The organism is Halobacillus locisalis (assembly GCF_013694105.1).
GTDB classification, from domain to species: Bacteria; Bacillota; Bacilli; order Bacillales; family Halobacillaceae; genus Halobacillus; species Halobacillus locisalis.
The window spans coordinates 569,569-588,360 of the sequence record NZ_JACEFG010000002.1 but is presented as its reverse complement, the minus strand read 5'-3'; the positions used below and the strand labels follow the sequence as shown (position 1 = coordinate 588,360).

Annotated in this window: 15 protein-coding genes; 2 read left to right on the top strand and 13 right to left on the bottom strand. The window is 46.4% G+C overall.

The features are described from left to right. Positions 1 to 16: 16 nt before the first annotated feature. From H0266_RS10065 to H0266_RS10055, 3 genes are all read right to left on the bottom strand, one after another. Positions 17 to 868, bottom strand: a complete 852-nt coding sequence (locus tag H0266_RS10065; RefSeq protein ID WP_181472267.1) for a 3-hydroxybutyryl-CoA dehydrogenase — start codon at positions 866 to 868, stop codon at positions 17 to 19. 17 nt (positions 869 to 885) lie between these two features. Further along, positions 886 to 2,073, bottom strand: coding sequence for an acetyl-CoA C-acetyltransferase (locus tag H0266_RS10060; protein WP_181472266.1), 1,188 nt, complete (start codon positions 2,071 to 2,073; stop codon positions 886 to 888). 158 nt (positions 2,074 to 2,231) lie between these two features. Beyond that, a complete protein-coding gene (locus H0266_RS10055; protein ID WP_181472265.1) occupies positions 2,232 to 4,364 on the bottom strand; it encodes a heterodisulfide reductase-related iron-sulfur binding cluster in 2,133 nt (710 codons plus the stop codon). Positions 4,365 to 4,562: 198 nt separating this feature from the next. Between H0266_RS10055 and cls the strand changes: the two genes are divergently transcribed. Beyond that, complete coding sequence (cls, locus tag H0266_RS10050; protein WP_181472264.1) at positions 4,563 to 5,750, top strand: cardiolipin synthase; 1,188 nt, start codon at positions 4,563 to 4,565, stop codon at positions 5,748 to 5,750. Positions 5,751 to 6,084: 334 nt separating this feature from the next. On the opposite strand, the gene H0266_RS10045 is transcribed toward cls, so the two are convergent. From H0266_RS10045 to speE, 6 genes are all read right to left on the bottom strand, one after another. Continuing rightward, positions 6,085 to 6,261: a XapX domain-containing protein gene (locus H0266_RS10045; protein ID WP_181472263.1), complete on the bottom strand. Its 177-nt coding sequence runs from the start codon at positions 6,259 to 6,261 to the stop codon at positions 6,085 to 6,087. A 417-nt stretch (positions 6,262 to 6,678) separates the two neighbouring features. Continuing rightward, a complete protein-coding gene (gene argS, locus H0266_RS10040; protein WP_181472262.1) occupies positions 6,679 to 8,346 on the bottom strand; it encodes an arginine--tRNA ligase in 1,668 nt (555 codons plus the stop codon). Then, positions 8,343 to 8,783, bottom strand: coding sequence for a YwiB family protein (locus H0266_RS10035; RefSeq protein ID WP_181472261.1), 441 nt, complete (start codon positions 8,781 to 8,783; stop codon positions 8,343 to 8,345). The genes argS and H0266_RS10035 overlap by 4 nt, the downstream gene beginning before the upstream one ends. Before the next feature lie 347 nt (positions 8,784 to 9,130). Then, positions 9,131 to 9,565 (bottom strand): hypothetical protein, encoded by a 435-nt coding sequence (locus H0266_RS10030; protein WP_181472260.1) that lies wholly within the window; start codon positions 9,563 to 9,565, stop codon positions 9,131 to 9,133. A 72-nt stretch (positions 9,566 to 9,637) separates the two neighbouring features. Then, complete coding sequence (speB, locus tag H0266_RS10025; RefSeq protein WP_181472259.1) at positions 9,638 to 10,510, bottom strand: agmatinase; 873 nt, start codon at positions 10,508 to 10,510, stop codon at positions 9,638 to 9,640. 1 nt (position 10,511) lies between these two features. Beyond that, positions 10,512 to 11,345, bottom strand: coding sequence for a spermidine synthase (speE, locus tag H0266_RS10020; protein WP_181472258.1), 834 nt, complete (start codon positions 11,343 to 11,345; stop codon positions 10,512 to 10,514). Between the two features lie 132 nt (positions 11,346 to 11,477). On the opposite strand from speE, the gene H0266_RS10015 reads away from it, so the two are divergent. Further along, positions 11,478 to 13,538 carry a transglycosylase domain-containing protein gene (locus tag H0266_RS10015; RefSeq protein ID WP_181472257.1) on the top strand — a complete coding sequence of 687 codons (2,061 nt, stop codon included), beginning with the start codon at positions 11,478 to 11,480 and terminating at the stop codon, positions 13,536 to 13,538. A gap of 825 nt (positions 13,539 to 14,363) precedes the next feature. Here H0266_RS10015 and H0266_RS10010 read toward each other — a convergent pair. The 4 genes from H0266_RS10010 to H0266_RS09995 all read right to left on the bottom strand — a co-directional run bounded on the left by H0266_RS10010 (position 14,364) and on the right by H0266_RS09995 (position 18,787). Continuing rightward, a complete protein-coding gene (locus tag H0266_RS10010) occupies positions 14,364 to 14,705 on the bottom strand; it encodes a YolD-like family protein (protein ID WP_181472256.1) in 342 nt (113 codons plus the stop codon). Between the two features lie 152 nt (positions 14,706 to 14,857). Further along, the gene (locus H0266_RS10005; protein ID WP_181472255.1) at positions 14,858 to 15,400 is read right to left on the bottom strand and encodes a YwhD family protein; all 543 of its coding nucleotides are present in this window, start codon (positions 15,398 to 15,400) and stop codon (positions 14,858 to 14,860) included. 810 nt (positions 15,401 to 16,210) lie between these two features. Then, positions 16,211 to 18,196 (bottom strand): ABC transporter permease subunit, encoded by a 1,986-nt coding sequence (locus H0266_RS10000; protein ID WP_181472254.1) that lies wholly within the window; start codon positions 18,194 to 18,196, stop codon positions 16,211 to 16,213. A gap of 90 nt (positions 18,197 to 18,286) precedes the next feature. Next, the gene (locus tag H0266_RS09995) at positions 18,287 to 18,787 is read right to left on the bottom strand and encodes a YwgA family protein (RefSeq protein ID WP_181472253.1); all 501 of its coding nucleotides are present in this window, start codon (positions 18,785 to 18,787) and stop codon (positions 18,287 to 18,289) included. Between the last annotated feature and the right edge of the window lie 5 nt (positions 18,788 to 18,792).

The following is an 18,792-nucleotide window of genomic DNA, read 5'->3' as shown; positions in this document are numbered from 1 at the left end:
CTCTCCCCTTCACCTGTTATTCGTAGCTGTAGAATCCACGTCCGGACTTCTTACCGAGCCAGCCCGCTTTGACGTATTTACGCAGTAGTGGACAAGGGCGGTATTTACTGTCACCGAATCCTTCGTGAAGAACCTCCATAATGTACAAGCACGTATCAAGGCCAATGAAGTCAGCTAACGTCAGTGGCCCCATCGGGTGGTTCATGCCAAGCTTCATCACCGTATCCACATCCTCTGGTGAAGCGACACCTTCATAAACGGTATAAATCGCTTCGTTGATCATCGGCATCAAAATGCGGTTCGAAACGAATCCAGGAAAGTCCTCGACCTCGACGGGTGATTTGTTCAGACGTTTGGTCATATCTTCAATTGCCTGATACGTTTCATCACTCGTCTGAATCGCTCGAATGATTTCGACTAGCTTCATGACAGGAACCGGGTTCATGAAGTGCATGCCAATCACTTGATCTGGACGGTTCGTTACAGCAGCAATCTCTGTAATCGGTAAAGAAGAGGTGTTCGTCGCTAGAATGGCATGCTTCGGCGTGATCTCATCCAAGCGTTTGAAGACACTCTCTTTCACGTCCATACTCTCAACGACCGCTTCAATGACGAGATCACAGTCTGATGCGTCTTCGAGCTTTGTCGTGCCAGACAGTCGGGCAAAAGCTTCCTTTTGCTCACCATCCGTCATTTTCCCTTTTTCTACAGCACGGGCGAGGCGTTTTTCGATGCCTGACAGCCCTTTATCTAATGCTTCCTGTTTCATATCGTTCAGTTTCACTTGTAGTCCGGCTTGAGCAAATACTTGAGCGATTCCCGCTCCCATTTGACCCGCACCGATCACCATTACGTTTTGTATTGTCATGTGTGCCTCTCCCTTCTCTATTGTTTCGGTACTTCGATCATGACGGCATCACCTTGACCGCCGCCAGAACAGATCGCTGCGATTCCGACTCCTCCCCCGCGGCGCTTCAATTCATAGGCAAGCGTCAACAGGATACGTGCACCACTTGCGCCGATCGGGTGACCGAGAGCAACGGCTCCTCCATTGACGTTTACTTTCTCAGGATCGAGACCAGCAATTTTTCCGCTTGCTAAGGAAACGGCTGCGAACGCTTCGTTCACTTCAAACAAATCGATTTCGTCGATGGACTTCCCGGCTTTTTCAAGAATCTTATTGATGACCAACCCCGGCGTTTGCGGAAAATCTTGAGCTTCGACGGCAATTTCGTCGTGGGCGATAATCGTCGCCAGCGGCGTTGCACCGATTTGTTCCGCTTTTTCATCAGACATTAATAACATTGCGGCTGCACCATCATTGACCCCAGGTGCGTTACCCGCTGTAATCGTCCCTTGTGGATCGAAGACGGGGCGAAGTTTGGACAGCGCTTCGATGGTCGTACTCTTTCTTGGCGCTTCGTCTTGACCGACGACGACCGGATCGCCTTTTCGTTGTGGCACTTCGACAGGTACGATTTCTTCAGCCAGCACGCCGTCTTCCGTTGCTTTCACCGCTCGTTGGTGACTTCTATAGGACCATTCATCTTGTGCTTCTCGTGTCAATTCGAATTCTTCTGCCGTGCGGTTTCCATAGTTCCCCATATGTACCTGTTCAAAGGAACACGTCAACCCGTCATGCACCATCATATCTTTGACAGAGGCATCGCCCATGCGTAAACCCCAGCGTGCTTTCGGCATGAAATATGGAGCATTGCTCATGCTTTCCATTCCACCAGCCACAATCACATCTTCATCTCCAAGGCGGATGAACTGATCAGCCATCGTGACACTTCTCATTCCTGAAGCACACACTTTGTTCACCGTCTCTGTTTTGACGTCCCACGGAATGCCTGCTTCTCTTGAGGCCTGACGGGAAGGTAATTGACCTTGCCCACCTTGCAGAACCGTCCCCATAATGACTTCCCCTACATCTTCTGGTTTGAAGTTGCTACGCTCTAAAGCTGCCTTGATGGCGATTCCGCCAAGTTGAGCAGCGGTCAGAGGTGCTAGACCTCCCCCGAATTTTCCGAACGGTGTACGGGCTCCCGAAACAATCACTGTTTTACGCATATTTGATTTCCTCCCTTAATTGGTAACGCTTACAAAATTGGCGATTGAACGCTCGCTCAATTTCTTCCCATAAGGAAAGTGTACCTAAGATCGCGTACACTTTCCATAATTTTTATACTATTTTCGCTTTTTCGACAATTAAATCGTATTGTACCTAATTATGCTGTTTTCTCTTCTGTTTGATCGAACATGGACTTCGCTAGAATTTCGGCAATATCCATCGTGCTCACTTCTTCTTCCACTTCTTTCGCTTTCGTTCCATCAGACAGCATCGTCAAACAGAATGGACAACCACTGGAGATCATCGTCGGCTCGACTTCGAGTGCTTGTTCTGTACGAGCGACGTTGACGCGGTTACCGGATTTCTCTTCCATCCACATCATTCCGCCACCCGCTCCACAGCACATGCCGTTCGAACGGTTTCGTTTCATCTCGACGACTTCGACACCTGGAATCATCTCAAGCACTTCACGAGGTGGCTGGTACACTTCGTTGTAACGACCAAGGTAACAGCTGTCGTGATAGGTGATCTTCTCATTCACTACACCTTCAGGTTTCAAGCGACCATCCTTCAGCCATTCGGCAAGCATTTCCGTATGGTGGAAGACTTCTGCTTCTAGTCCGAAGTCCGGATACTCATTCTTGAAAATGTTATAGGCGTGAGGGTCTATCGTAATGATCTTCTTCACATCATTTTTCGTAAATTCTTTCATGTTCTTCTCAGCAAGCTCTTGGAATAAGAATTCATTCCCCATCCGGCGAGCTGTATCTCCAGAGTTCTGCTCTTTGTTACCGAGAATGGCGAACTTGATTCCCGCTGCATTCATCAATTTAGCAAAGGCAAGAGCGATTTTCTGACTACGGTTATCGTAGGATCCCATGGAGCTGACCCAGAATAAGTATTCAAATTCTTCACCTGATTTTTTCAATTCTTTAACGGTTGGAATATGAACATCTTCCTCAATCGTGCGCCAGTCTTCACGTTCTTTCTTAGAAAGTCCCCAAGGGTTACCTTGGCGTTCGATGTTCATCATGGCACGCTGACCATCTGCATCCATCTTGCCTTCTGTCAAGACAAGGTAACGACGCAGATCGATGATTTTATCCACATGTTCGTTCATTACCGGACATGCATCTTCACAGTTACGGCACGTCGTACAAGCCCATAGCTCTTCTTCAGTGATGACATCGCCAATCAAACTCTTATTATGAACCGCTTCGATGGACGCCGCAGCTTCATCTGTCCCTTGCCCGCGAGCCATTTGAGCTAACGTATTGCCTTCTGTACCTGAGAAAGCGTAGGAAGGAACCCATGGCGTTTGGCCTGTCACGGCCGCTCCTTTCTCTGTTAAGTGATCACGCAATTTGATGATCAAGTCCATCGGAGAAAGCATTTTACCTGACCCTGAAGCTGGACAAACGTTCGTGCATCGTCCACATTCCACACAGGCATATAAATCGATCATTTGAAGTTGATTGAAGTCTTCAATCTTCCCGACTCCGAAGCTTACGTCCTCTTCATCCGCTTCTTCATCAATATCGAAATTGATCGGCTGTAGTTTACCTGGCGGGTCTTCACGATTAAGGAAGACGTTAACAGGTGCAGCAATCAAGTGTGCGTGCTTCGATTGAGGTACGTACACTAAGAATGTCAATAAGATAAGTAAGTGAATCCACCACATGACATAGAAGATCGTAGCAGCGGCGGCTGGCGGCAACCAAGCGAAAGCGCTTGCAATGATGCTCGCAACAGGTTCTGTCCAAGCGCCTTGGTGGTCGAACCAAATCAAGCTCATTCCGTTACCGACTAGTACGGTAACCATCAATGTTCCGATGAAAATCAACACGAGACCTGCTTTGAACCCTCGCTTCAAGCGGACAAGTTTTTCAATATAACGACGGTAGAACGCCCAAATAACGGCGACTAAAATCGTCAACGTCACAATTTCTTGGAAAAAGACGAACCCTACATAGAAAGGTCCTAGTGGTAGGTGCGAATCAGGAGCTAGTCCTTTCCAAACGAAATCGATCGCTCCGAATTGGACAAGGATAAATCCATAAAACATCATGACGTGAATGATGCCTGACTTTTTGTCCTTCAATAATTTCTTCTGACCGAATACGTTGACCCCAACTTTACGTAAACGGTTCTTAATTTCTCCATCAAACTCGAATTTCCGTCCCATCTTGATGTAAGCGATACGTGTACGAACGACGCGAACGAATAAGTAGAACCCATAAATCGTTACGCCAAGGAACAGAATCCAGTTTGCAATTAACAATGGATTCATTTGTTCTCCCCCTCTTTGGTGTAATCGCGGCTGCGATTGTTCAATAGTCGGATCAGAAACATGCTAATTTTCTGAATCTTATACTTCTATGATAAATATGAATGAGCATTCAGTCAATACATTTTCTGCTTTTCCCTTTTGAATGGAAGAGCATTAGGGAAAGCTACTCTATAGCATAAGACTCGGGAGGTGAAGCAAGTGATCGCTTTAATCATCATCATGGCTATATTTTTATTCATTTTATTGTTCGTGGTGGACTTCAAAATGGGAAGGAAGCACCATCAAAAAATCGCACGAAAACTTTCTTTCGAACAAACAACAGGAGACTACTCGCTGTTCAAAAATGGTTCGCCGATGTATGAGAAGCTGTTCCAGGACATTCATCAGGCTTCCGTTCAAGTCGATATTTTCTTTTATTTAATCGATAACGATTATATCAGCCAAAATTTCTTACAAGTGTTGAAGAATAAAGCTTCAGAGGGAGTCCCTGTCCGTTTACTTGCGGATCGTCTTGGTGGTTACCGGATCAATAAACAGATACGCCAAGAATTAGCTGATGCGGGCGTCGAATTCCACTTTGCAGAGAAACCTGGTTTCCCTTATTTTTTCTATAGGCTTCATAGGAGAAATCACCGTAAAATCGCTGTGATTGATGGGAAAATCGCTTTTGTAGGAGGCTTCAATATCGGGAAGAACTATATTGGAGAGACTTCGAAGTTCGGCGATTGGCGGGATTATCATCTACGTTTGACAGGTCCTGTCGTCAAAGAGTTACAAGAGGTTCTATTCGATGATTGGTATTTATCGACAGGTGAGACGCTTACCCCTCTTGACAATCAAGGATCTGGGAATGAAAAAGTACGGGTCGTCGCTACAGATGGAGTCGGCTTAGAAGACGAAATCGATGAGATGATCCAGAGGGCTGAACAGGAGTTGCTGATCGGGACCCCTTATTTCATCCCTACCAACCGCCTGCTTTCGTCGCTGGAAAAGGCGCTTGAACGCGGAGTCGATCTTCACATCATGATTCCGATGAAGTCTGATCATCCGTTTGTAAAAGAAGCCGGCATACCTTATTTAGACTATTTATATCGACGGGGTGCAAAAATCGGTTTCTTTGATGCCGGTTTTTATCATGCCAAAGTGATTATTATTGATGGTCAGCTCGCCGATTTAGGGACGGCCAATTTCGACCGTAGAAGTTTGTTTTTGAATAAAGAAGTGAACACGTTCATCTATGAGCAGGTGTTTATCGGAGACTTACGCAAGATGTATTTCGAAGATTTTAAAGATGCTGTTCCTTTTGATGATGATTGGTTGAAGAATCGTTCGATCGGTACGCGGATAAACGAAAAGATCGCCATTATTCTGCGACCTTTTCTGTGAGTGTTGATTCAATTATTTTAGAAGTAAGGGTAAGCCACTTCCGGTTTACCAGGGTGAATGCATCCGGTGGAGGAGCAACAACTCCCTTTCCGCAGGCGGCGGTGAGCTTCCTCGATCGCTTCGCGACCTGCGGGATCTCACACTGACCTCACACCCTGCAGGAGTGTCGCTGTTTCTCCACCACCTTACCACAAGAAACTAAACCTCTAGAGACTACACCCAATGAAAGGTGCGCCCTCAGATCGGACGTACGAAAGCATATGGTAACAGATTCTGTTTCTGCTACTCATCTCAATGCGGGAAGTCCATAGATACTTCACCTCGGATTGAAGTTTCACTTTATCATGTTCAGCATCGGGCTGATCCATGCGACCAGTTTAAAACCGAGGTAGATGCCGACGATTCCGACGACGCCTGCTGCGGCGGGTGGTGCTGGAATCGGGAGTTTGAGTAAAGCAAAAACGACGCCTACGACGAGGCCTGTTAATAAGGCAAATATGATTTCTTTCATTTGTCTCACTCCTTCCTTGATTAGTTTTTGCACGAGTGATTCTGTCATACCTCTATTATACTCGCTTTGATGATCTTCAACCTACTCTTTTCATAACAGCTTAGCGAAGAGGTTATTGTTGTAGCTCGATGAGTTAAAGACGTTTTTCTTATGTTAGACTTTTTAAAAACGTCATGAGGAGTCTTATTAAGACACTTTAGCGAAGAAGGCGTGTCAAAAAGTGCTCTGAGCCTCTCCTTAATGACCTTTTTCATCGATAGGATGGGTTAAAACCGTTGTAAGGAAGCCTCTCTCCACCGTTTTACATCGTAGTGAGCACGAAAAAGGTTGAGATCCCCCAGCCCATGAAACCGCATACTTTCTCAACAAACAAAAAGACGACTTTGTCACATCGACAAAGACGTCTTTTTTGTGAACTTACATACTTTCTGGAGCGGATACCCCAATTAGTTTGAGTGCATTTTGCAGTGTTGTGCGAACGGCTTTCATAAGAGCAAGGCGTGCTGCTGTCCGCTCTTTATTGTCTTCATCCAGTACTTTTTCTGCATTGTAGAAACTGTGCAGGTTAGAAGCAAGGTCGAAGGCATACTGTGTCACACGGTGCGGTGTACGCTTCTCAGCGGCATCCGCCACAAGTTGCGGGAATTCACCAAGGCGCTTCAACAGGTCCTCTTCCTTCTCAGCTGTCAAATACGTGGCATCGAATTCATCAGCTGTGAAGCCTTTTTCTTCTGCTTGTTTCAACATCGTACAAATACGAGCATGAGCATATTGGACGTAGAATACAGGGTTCTCGTTTGATTCTGAACGGGCAAGGTCCATGTCAAAATCAAGGTGAGAGTCGCTTGAACGCATGGAGAAGAAGTAACGCATGGCATCGATTCCGACCTCTTCCATCAGCTCACGAAGCGTGACGGCTTTACCTGTACGTTTACTCATTTTCACTTTTTCACCGTCTTGGAACAAGTTGACCATTTGGATGATTTCCACCTCAAGCGTATCTTCCGCGTAGCCAAGCGCCTGGATCGCCGCTTTCATACGAGGAATATAGCCATGGTGGTCGGCTCCCCAAATATTGATCAGCGTATCGAAACCGCGATCGAGTTTATTTTTATGATACGCGATGTCTGGTGTCAAATACGTGTACGTACCATCGTTTTTGATGAGGACGCGGTCTTTGTCATCGCTGAATTTCGTCGTTTCGAACCATGTGGCATCGTCTTTTTCATATACATAGTTCTTCTCGTTCAGGACGTTGAGCGCATTTTGAATTTTGTCCCCTTCATACAAGGACGTCTCTGAGAACCACTCATCAAATGGAACACGGAATTCTTCCAAATCGGTTTTGATTCGGTCGAGTAGGAAGCGCAAGCCGTATTGACGGAAGTGCTGAAGGCGTTCTTCAGAGGAAGCCTCCGCCCATTTGTCGCCATCTTCCTCGACGAGCCTGTCACCAAGTCCGATGATATCCGCACCATGATAGGCATCTTCAGGCATGTCCCACTCTTTTCCTAGCGCTTGCATATAACGCGCTTCTACGGACTTCGCCAAGTTCGCCATCTGGTTACCGGCATCGTTGATGTAGTATTCACGGGATACTTCATAACCAGCCGCATCAAGGACGTTACATAAAGAGTCACCGACAGCCGCACCACGCGCATGTCCTAGGTGTAGCGTTCCTGTCGGGTTCGCCGATACGAACTCGACTTGGATCTTATGACCTTCTCCGGCATTCGTGCGTCCATACTTGTCGCCCGCTTCAAGAATCGTCGGAACAAGCTCGGTTAGATATTGGTTGTTCATGTAAAAGTTGATGAATCCAGGGCCAGCGATCTCTATCTTTTCGATCGATGCTTTGGACTTATCGAACTGTTCTACAAGCTCTGTTGCGATTTGACGCGGGTTTTTCTTTGCAATACGCGCCAGCTGCATCGCCATATTGGTAGCGTAATCGCCGTGAGCTTTATCTTTCGGCTGTTCCAAAACGACATCCGGCATTTCATCTTCTGTTGCAAGCTCCGCGGCAAGCACCGCACGAACGACTTCATCCTTCAACGTCTGTTCCATCTGTTCAACAATGTTCATGATTCGCTCTCCTCCTCAAACGTCAACGTCAAGCGGTGCGCCTGCGTCACTTCATGGTTTAATGTCATTTGATAACTCAGATACAATCGACCTTGGGGAGCCTCTTCTAATGAACGAAACTCCATCTCCTCGGTATACGTCCTCATATGAAAATCACCATAGGTATGGTGGTATAAGTTTTCGGTCTCTAGACCTTCTTGAAACATTTGGCGCATTTCGACGCCACCGCTCCGCTTAATGCTGACGTGATTCGGTTTGACCGTAATCATCGTCTTGATCGCATCGCCTTCTTCGGGATGTTCTGTGAACGTCAGTACTTGCGTATCTCCGCGCTTGAAGAACTGACCGGGCTCGCTCACTTCCATCGTCTGTGATTGGTCGTCATCTCTGATTTCGGTTACGAGCTTCACTTGAACGTCCTTTGCGTTAGTTGGCATGTCTCAATCCGCCCTTTCTGTTGACTGATTCGCGTACACTATAACTTGTATATTATAAGAACTAGCGAGAAAAAACGCAAGCACTCGTTTTTAGTTACGCGTGATCGTTTCGTCTTCAAAGTGCAGAGTAGGGTTGTCGGGGAAATGACTCGCTTTCCGTGGCAGGCGCTGAGCCTCCTCAAGCTACGCTTTGCGGGGTCTCACCTGTCCAGCTGATCCCACAGGAGTCTCATCATTTCCCCGACACCCCTTCAAAATACAGAAAGACGAAACTATTTGTTAACTCGGAAAAAACGACTGAAGCAGTTTTTCCTACTACAAGTCGTGATAACATTTCCTTTCTAAACCTATAGCAGCTGATCGACGTATTCTTGGATCTGGCCTATATATTCGATGTGTTGTGTAACGCTGTAGGCTGTGTATAACAGGGCGATACTGATGATGATCAGCCTGTACCAATTGTGGGGCAGGGCTTTTTTGAACGGTTGCCGTTCGGGTACGAATAATAGCAGGATGAATGGCAGCAGCAAGCCGATTACGGTAACATCTACTGTCCATTGTTGACGTTCTTTTGATAATTCATAATAAAAGAGGACAGCATCGGCTTGATTGTTTTCGATATTCACCGTGTCCGCTTCTGCCCCTTTTTCAATCGTGAGGGTCGTTCCATCTATCGTATAATCATAGCCAGACGGGTTCCAGTTCAACCCGAACGTCACGAATAAAAGACTCGCCATGATCACGGTATAAATTGCAATAATTCCAATTGTCTTTTTGTCCATCACTAGACTCCTTCCGAACCAATAGAAAAACCACCATGAAGTCATAGTGGTTTCGTGTCTCTATCATATCATTTACTTTAAGAATCCTAAAAGCATTTCGCGCACAAACTTGCTCGCTGCAATCGGCGTTTTCTCTGTCGAATCGTAAGCCGGCGCAACTTCGACTAAGTCTGCACCGACCACGTCGACCTCACTGCCCGCAATCGCGTGGATCGAACCTAAGAGTTCCTTGGACGTAATGCCGCCCGCTTCCGCCGTTCCCGTTCCAGGGGCAAAAGCTGGATCGAGAACATCGATGTCAATTGTCACATACACCGGGCGTCCCGCTAGCTCGGGAAGAACTTCTTTAAGCGGCGTCAGCACTTCGAACTTGGACATATGCATGCCGCTTTCTTTAGCATACTCAAACTCCTCGCGCATGCCAGAGCGAATGCCGAATGAATACACATTCTCTGGACCGATCAACTCGCACGCTTTCCGGATTGGGGTGGAGTGAGATAACGGCTCGCCTTCGTACTCTTCACGAAGATCCGCGTGGGCATCGATGTGTATGACGGCCATATCCGGATATTTGCGATACATCGCTTTGAGCACAGGCCACGTTACGAGGTGTTCCCCACCTAGACCAAGCGGAAACTTGTTTTTTTCTAATAATTGATCGACATATCCTTCAATGAGATCGATGCTTCGCTGTGCATTCCCGAATGGCAGCATCATATCACCGGCATCGTGGTAATCGATCTCCTCCAAGTGTCGATCCAAGTAAGGGCTGTACTCTTCTAAGCCGATCGACGCTTCCCGGATACGGCTCGGGCCAAAGCGTGAACCAGGGCGGAAGCTGACTGTCCAGTCCATCGGCATCCCGTAAATGACGGCCTCTGCTTCCTGTTCTGTTGCACGACTCATGATGAATACTTTTCCAGAGTAGCTTTCATCAAACAACATCTCACTCACTCCTAGTCAAATCTTTAACGAATTTCGGTAAAGCGAAGCTCGCATTGTGAAGCTCTTTCGTATAGTACTTCGTCTCGATATTCGTGAATCGTTCGTCTGCCACTTGCAAAGGATCGTAGATTTTACTTCCCATGGTGAACGTCCACAAACCGCTTGGGTACGTCGGAATGTTCGCTGTGTACACCTTCGTAATCGGGAATGTCTCTTTCACATCACCATACACCTGCTTGATCAAGTCCGCTTTGAACCACGGGTTGTCCGTTTGGGCGACAAAGATGCCGTCTTCTTTTAAGGCTTTTGCGATTCCTTCGTAGAAGCCTTTCGAGAATAGATTCACCGCTGGCCCTACAGGCTCGGTAGAATCGACCATAATCACGTCATACACGCTCTCGCTTTTCGCGATGTGCATGAAGCCATCATCTACCTTGACCTCGACGCGCTCATCATCAAGAGCACCTGCGATTGTCGGTAAATATTGCTTCGAGTACTCAATCACTTTGCCATCGATTTCGACGAGTGTCGCTTTTTCCACGCTCTCATGCTTCAACACTTCACGGATGACACCACCATCACCGCCACCTACAACGAGCACGTGCTTCGGATTCGGGTGGGTGAACAGAGGAATGTGAGCGACCATTTCGTGATAAACGAATTCATCTCTCTCTGTCGTCATCACCATGTCATCAAGGACGAGCATATTTCCCCACTCTTCTGTTTCTAACATTTCCAACTCCTGAAAGTCGGTTTGTTCTTTATGCAGAGAACGGTTCACTTTCGCCGTAATCCCGAAGTTTTCCGTCTGCTTTTCTGTAAACCATGTAGCCATTATGATTCGCCTCTTTCTATCGTAAGCCGGCTATTATACCTGCGCTTTTCTATTTGAAGGTTTATTTTATACCATATTCTCACATAATAATAGCAGTCTTTATACATTCTTAACAGTTAGGAGTATAAAAGAATGCTATTTTCCATTCGATTGTCTTTCCGTTGGTTCAAAAGGGGGATGAAGCTCGCCTTTGTCGGTACTGTCCTCGGTATCATAGGCATTATTGGTGTATTGGGTTATGCCATTACACAAGGACCTCCATCGCTCATGACGGAACAAAATACGGTCTATTATAGTCAGAACGAGTCAATTATCGGAGAGGATCATGGAGCGGAAGAACGTTACTGGATCGACATTGATGATATGCCTGAATCCATTAAACAAGCGACGATCGCAATCGAGGACCGGCGGTTTTACGACCACTTCGGTTTCGACCTTAAACGAATCGCCTCCGCTGCTTTGACCGATTTGAAACACATGGAAATGGTAGAAGGCGCGAGCACCATCACGCAACAATACGCCCGCAACCTCTACTTATCTCATGACAAAACGTGGAAGAGGAAAATACAAGAGGCCTTGTATGCCCTCAGGCTCGAAATTTTTTATGATAAAGATGAAATTCTAGAAGGCTACTTGAACACAATTTATTATGGCCACGGTGCCTACGGGATCGAAGCGGCAAGCCGTTATTTTTTCAATAAACCGGCAGAGGAATTGACGCTGACCGAATCATCGATGCTTGCGGGTGTGCCGAAAGGGCCTAGCTACTACTCACCTCTGGCGAACGAACAACAAGCAGAATCAAGGCAGCAGCTGATTTTGGCTGAAATGGAGAAGAACGGATTCATTTCCGACACCGAAAAAAGCGAAGCCGTCACGGCAAGCCTGACGTATTCTGGTCCATCAGAGAAACCCGATAAAGAAGTCGCTCCTTATTTCCAAGATCAGGTGTTAGCCGAAGCAGCATCCATCTTAGGCGTCGATCGTGAGGCTGTTCAAACCGGCGGATATCATATTTACACGACGCTTCTGGAAGATCAGCAAACCGTGTTAGAAGATAAAATCGATTCCACGATGCCTGCTGAAGAAGATGCGCAAGTGGCCGCAGCCATCATGAACAGTGAAACAGGAGCGATCACTGCGCTCGTCGGCGGGCGTGATTATGCCGAAAGCTCGTACAACCGCGTAACGCAGGCGAAAAGACACGTAGGATCGACAATCAAACCATTCCTTTACTATGCAGCACTCGAGGAAGGATATTCTCCCGTTACGATGATTGAAAGTACACCTACAGATTTTGTGTATAGTGAAAATGAAGAGGTGTACAATCCCAAAAACTACAACAATAAGTATGCAGAACGACCAATTACGATGGCTCAGGCCCTTGCGGTTTCTGACAACATGTACGCTGTCTCCACTCACATGGATATTGGCCGGGACAAGCTTGTAAAGACGCTTAAGACGTTCGGGATTACGAGTTCCGCTCGCCCGATTCCATCACTTGCACTCGGTGCCGTCAACATTTCGGTGTACGACATGATTGAAGGGTACGGGAAAATGATCAAAGGATCGGAATCCCTACAAGGCCATACGATTGAGAAAATTACTGACCGACACGACAATGTTCTTTACGAATATGAGCCTGCATACAATGAAGATGATCCAATCGATGCTGATCATGCTTTTACCGTGACGCATATGATGACAGGCATGTTCGACTCCGCTTTGAATGCGGATTACGCTGCTGTCACCGGTTCTTCGATTCAAGGGAAGTTGACGCGTATGTATGGAGGTAAATCCGGAACGACCCCCAACGATAGCTGGATGATCGGTTTCAGCCCACAGTTCGTTTCCGCTGTATGGATCGGTCATGATGACGGGACGATCCCTCTGCAGGATTTCAATGAGAAGCGGTATGCGAAAACGATTTGGGCAGAGACGATGGAGACGATCCACGAACCTTTACCGACGGCTGCTTTCATCCCGACACCAGGCGTCAGAGGGGTTTACATCGACCCTGAAACTGGATATAAAACTGGCCCGAACTGTCCTCAGGAGCGGTTGATGTATATGGATAAGGACAACATACCGGAAGAGGTGTGTGGAAGCGATGAGGATCGCGACTTGGATGATCTTGATGATGAGTTCAAGGATGATCCGTGGTTCAAAGATGTCGTGGACTGGATATTTTAATGGGTAATGTTTCCTTTTCGCTTTGATCAGAGTGAGGTGAGCCGGGAAGCTACTCGCTTTCCTGTGGGGAGATGGTGAGCCTCCTCAGTCGGCAAAGCCGCCTTCCGGGGTCTCACCTAGTCTCTTCTTCCCACGGGAGTCTCGCAGTTTCCCGGCTCACCTTTTCCATATTGAGAGGAACGGAAACGTACGTATCCTTAACCTGGGGTTTTTATATTCACAACAAGTTTTATATAGTAGCATTTTCCATCCAATATAAGGCTAGGAATCGTTAGACTATCTGTCGTTCGATTTTTTCGATGAGGTTCCTAGAAAGACCTCAATCAAACGAAGGCGCTGGCAAGCTACTATCCTTGTATATATAGTTAGTTTCGTCCCACTTTCATACGTTAGGTGGTCGGGGGAATGGTGAGACTCCTGTGGGATCAGCTGGACAGGTGAGACCCCGCAAAGCGTAGCTTGAGGAGGCTCAGCGCCTGCCCACGGAAAGCGATCCATTCCCCCGACCATCATCCACAATACACAGGCGACGAAACGGCATTCATAAAAAAGGACAGAGAAAACGACCGGTGAGCGCCGGTCGTTTTCTCTGTCCTAGTAACACATGTATAACCCATGTGTTACTAAATATATTACCCTCGTCAGTTTCCGTCAAGATTCGCTCACTTGATTTGGACAATTTTTCATGAACATTTTGTGAACACGGCTGTCACATTTTGTGCAGCCTCCCTATTGAGGCATCCTCTACATTCGATATTCAGGTCTTATTGGGCCGAGTCACCATCTGTTGGAATGTAGAAAAAGCCGGTTGTTTGAAGTTACACTTTATAAAATGGATAAGTCTGCGATGTCGTCGAGGGCGATTTTGATGGGGTCCTTCGTCTTCCAGTCAACGCCGTACACTTTCCGTTCCATTTTGTTCATTCGCTCCATCTTCATCAACAACTCTTCGTAGTCAAAGCCATTGTGCACTTTTACGCGGATCGTCAAATCATCGTTCAACGCCCGCTGTAATAAAAAGTCAATTTCCACGGCTTTTTGTTCATCCAGAATCCCTTTCTCTACTCGCTCATCCTCTTTCCATAAGTTGCGAATCATTTCGACATGCTCTGGCAGCATAAGCGATGTCCACTTGATCGATCCACGGTCACGATTGTGCTGATTCATTTTGTTGCTCCTCCTTATGATACGAACATTTGTTCTTATCTTACCATAAAAGAAGGTTTAGTAAACGGGGATTTTTTGGAATCTTATCGACACTATACATCAAAAAAGACCCGTAAGCGCGTGTTCCTGCCTACGAGTCCTTTCATCATTTTTTATTCTACACCTAGAGAATCTTTTAATTCTTGGTTCGTATTTTTCCAAAGTTCCGGTTTGAAATCACGCAAGTACTCCCCTAATATACGCTTCGATTCATCATCCATATGATCGACGGCATGGCGACCTTTCAGGGATTTGTCCATGTGGTTCACGTGTTCAGGCATCAGCTTATAGCCTCGTTTGATCGAACGATCGACGCGGATTTCACTTGCAGCGACACCATAATACCCAGCGCCGCTCCCTTCACGATGATCGACCGTGATCCAGGCGATCCAGTAAAGAAGCCCGTTCGGAACCTCTTCTCTATTCGGTAGGAACTTGATGCGCTTTTCGACTTTACTACGAGCATGAAGGGCTCCCATATCGATAAAAGCCTCGCCTTCGTTCGGATCGACGATGACGGGGGTCATATTCTCGAGACTGATGGACCCGACACCATATCCTCCATGACCATCGGTTGAATCATCTTTCAGGATGGTGAATTGGTTTTTCTTTTTATCTTTGCCTTCGTTGTTGTTGAATTGATCGAACTCTTTCATCTGAACGGAATCCTCCTTGTGGACTCATGGTTTTGTCCTATTCTAACATATAACAAAGTCACTTTTTAGGAGAACGCCTTTTCCCAGACGTATTGTAGTTAGAAAGGGTTCGTCACCGAAAGAGGCGAAGGGGTGGTTTGGAAACAACTCGCTTTCCTGCGGGGGAACCGGCAAGCCTCCTCGGTCGTTTACACGACCTGTGGGGTCTCACCTGAGTCCTTCTCCCGCGGGAGTCTCGCTGTTTCCAAACCACCCCTTACGAAATGGAGAGGAACGAACCTGAACATTCAACACAATTGATAAACCTTGCTTACAGAACTATGTCCTAGCAGATTGGATCTCCGCACATTCTTCTTTATCTTGTGAAACTAACCAGCCCATTAGATGTTTCCGTTCTCCTAATAACCGCAAGAAGGTCCGGGAAATTGCGAGACTCCTGTGGGATGTACATGATCGGTGAGATCCCGCAAGGCGCAGCCTGAGGAAGCTCACCGAAAGAGGATGTTCGAACTAAGACCGCCACATCATGTGGCAACGTCGAACGACCCAACGTCCTGTTGGGCCACTCCAAGCGAGTGATTTCACGGACCTTCAAACTCGGAACGTTGCAACGGAAACAAGCTCCTTTGAAAAAGTTGTCGAAAGAAAGAAGGAATTTGTTTGGGGGTGGCGAATATGGATAAAGGCAGATCTTTTCTGTTATAAAGGGAGTACGTTTATTGCCTTACATATAAAAACATACATAGGCAACATAAAGCCCGGGGTTGAATGGTCAATCCCGGGCTTTTTGCGTCCTTTTTCATTCAAAAGTCAACCTTGCTTCCTTCTCTCTTCAGGGTATCCTTGAGTAAAGACGAAATCGTTCGGTTCTGGTGCCACATCAGGCTTGTATCTTTGGGTAGTGCGGTTCGGTAACAGCTTGCGCCACCAAGTTGAGCGCTCGACTGGAACACCTACTCTGATTTGCTGGACCTCTTTTATACCAGAGATGATCAGCTGCATCGATAGGATGAGCACCATGAAACAAAGAAGAGCCGGGATGATGTACCACCAGTTCCCTGTCATGAGAGCATCCTTAGAAGAACCGATAATGCCAGACCATTCATTGGTTACAGATCTTGGTGGATCCAAAGGTTTAATAATCGTCCCACCAAAGAACAGCTTGAAAACCCCTAAGTGAATCAAGATCAATAGCGTTTGTATGAATTGTTGACCGAATACAATGCCCATGCGCGTACTTAAGTGAGGAAGTAGATGCTTCCACAGCAGGTGAACCGAACTTCCTCCAAGCACCTTACTGCTCACGACATACTCTTCTTGCATCAACAACTTCATTTCATTCCCGAAGAGTGTCATGACAAGCGGCAAGACGAGCAGAACAAGGATGATCCCCTGATACAAAATCCGTTCCGTTACGGTCGTTTCAAATCCGCTCATCGGCATTTTTAAAACCGGCTGCAGTAAAATATAGGCGACAATCGTAAGCGGCAGGAAGTACATGCCGTCCACCCCTTTTTCTACAAATCGTTGTAGTTTCGGGGGGAAGAAAAACGCGAATGGGATGGCGAGTATAAAACCGACAAACATCCGTAAGAAAGCAACGGCGAGCGCGAACAAAATCGTATATTTGGCGCCGACCAGCAGCTGATCCAAGATACTGAAGCCCACCGGGTCGGACCCAAGGAACACAAACTCCGGAGAGTGTGGAGGAGCGCTGACCAACTTGTCGTCTTCATACACTAACGTAAACTTCTCGATCAACGGATCGGCTGTCGCCGTGTAGACGAAACTGATGACCAGCATCGACGTAATCACTAAGAAACCGATGAGGAACTTCAGGTTTTTGAAATGGGCAAGAATTTCTACTACCGCGTACTTCAACCCATTCCTCTTCCGTGAGCTCATCCCGCTCCCCATGAATTGATTCATTTTCGTATTCAGCTGATCCGATGCTTTCGGGTCAGAGAATAAGAAAGTCTCTGTCCCCTGATAGATCAGGAAGAACGGTGTGAATAACATAAATAGAACGAAGGACGTCACAAGCGGACGTGGATCCATCAGAAACGCCCACGTAATGCCGTTCATATTAAAGATATACTCCACAATCAATAGACTTGAAAGGGTACTCCAAATCATCAACTTGGAGTTATAAAAGACACTTTTCACGAGATTGCGAACCACATGGACATTAAGGATGACACTCTTTTCCATCCCTTTGCTTTTCGCCATCTGAACATACGACTTCGTCATCTCTTCATCCATCAGCATCAACATGATTTTATACATCATGGCCAGCGGCAATACCGCAATCGTAATAATCGGCAATATGTAGATCTTATCCTGTCCTACCGTAGCAAAATCCAAAAAAATCACATTCGACTGTTTGTATAACCAAACCACCAATAACTGCATCGAAAACGCGAGCAGCAGGTCTGGTACGGATTCAAGGGTATTCAGAACTTGCCCCAAGAGCTGCTTAGCCCATTTAGGTAAAAACATCGTTCCGAAAGCAAATAAAAAGGCAAGACCGAAGCCAAGCAAAATTCCAGCAAAGAATATGGTCATGGAATACGTATAAGGCTCCCATAGATACGGGATCAAAGGCTGCGGATCCCCTTTGAACAAGTACACCCACTCCGATGGCTGCACAAGAGCAGCCATTACCCCTTGCCAGGATGAAAGGAAAGCGGAGACGTTGAAAAACGATCCTCCTGTAAACAGTCCAGGCATTGCACTAATCACGGTAATTCCGAGTAGCCCCAGCACATAGTACAATAGAAACTTGATAATTTTCATAGTTTTAACCCCTACTCTTTTTTCAAAATTATCAGACATCACTCGACAAAAAAAGATATACTGTTTTTACCAGTATATCCTTCTCCTATCTTAATGAATGTTACGGATTTTTTCAATAAATTCCCATCCATTTTCGATATCTTCATCGCTATAATTTTGTGTACTCTTCACCGTGTGCACTTTTTCTTTCACTTCTTCTCTTGGCAATTCTTCAAAGAAAAGCATCGTCGAGACAAGCTCTAGGAAGCGGGAACTCTTCTCGTTCATCACTTTAATGTGCTCATTCAGTGGAGGCATGTTGTTTTCATAGTGTTCGAGAAACTCTTGGCCATTATCCGTCAGCTTGTAGCGGTACTGATAATAGCTCTTCTTCTCTTCTTTCGTTTCACTGATGAATCCAAGGTTGCACATCTCTTCAACTCGTAACGTCAACTCTTCTGAGTATGGGCCGTAAAAGTGGAATTGGTAGCGCTCTTCAAATGGGATTTCACACTTCTTCAGTATGTAAATCATTTTCTGTAGCTTCTTACGACCGACAATCTCGTCCGTGCTTGAGAAAAACTGCATCAGCTTTGCATGATTCTCTAACATGGAAG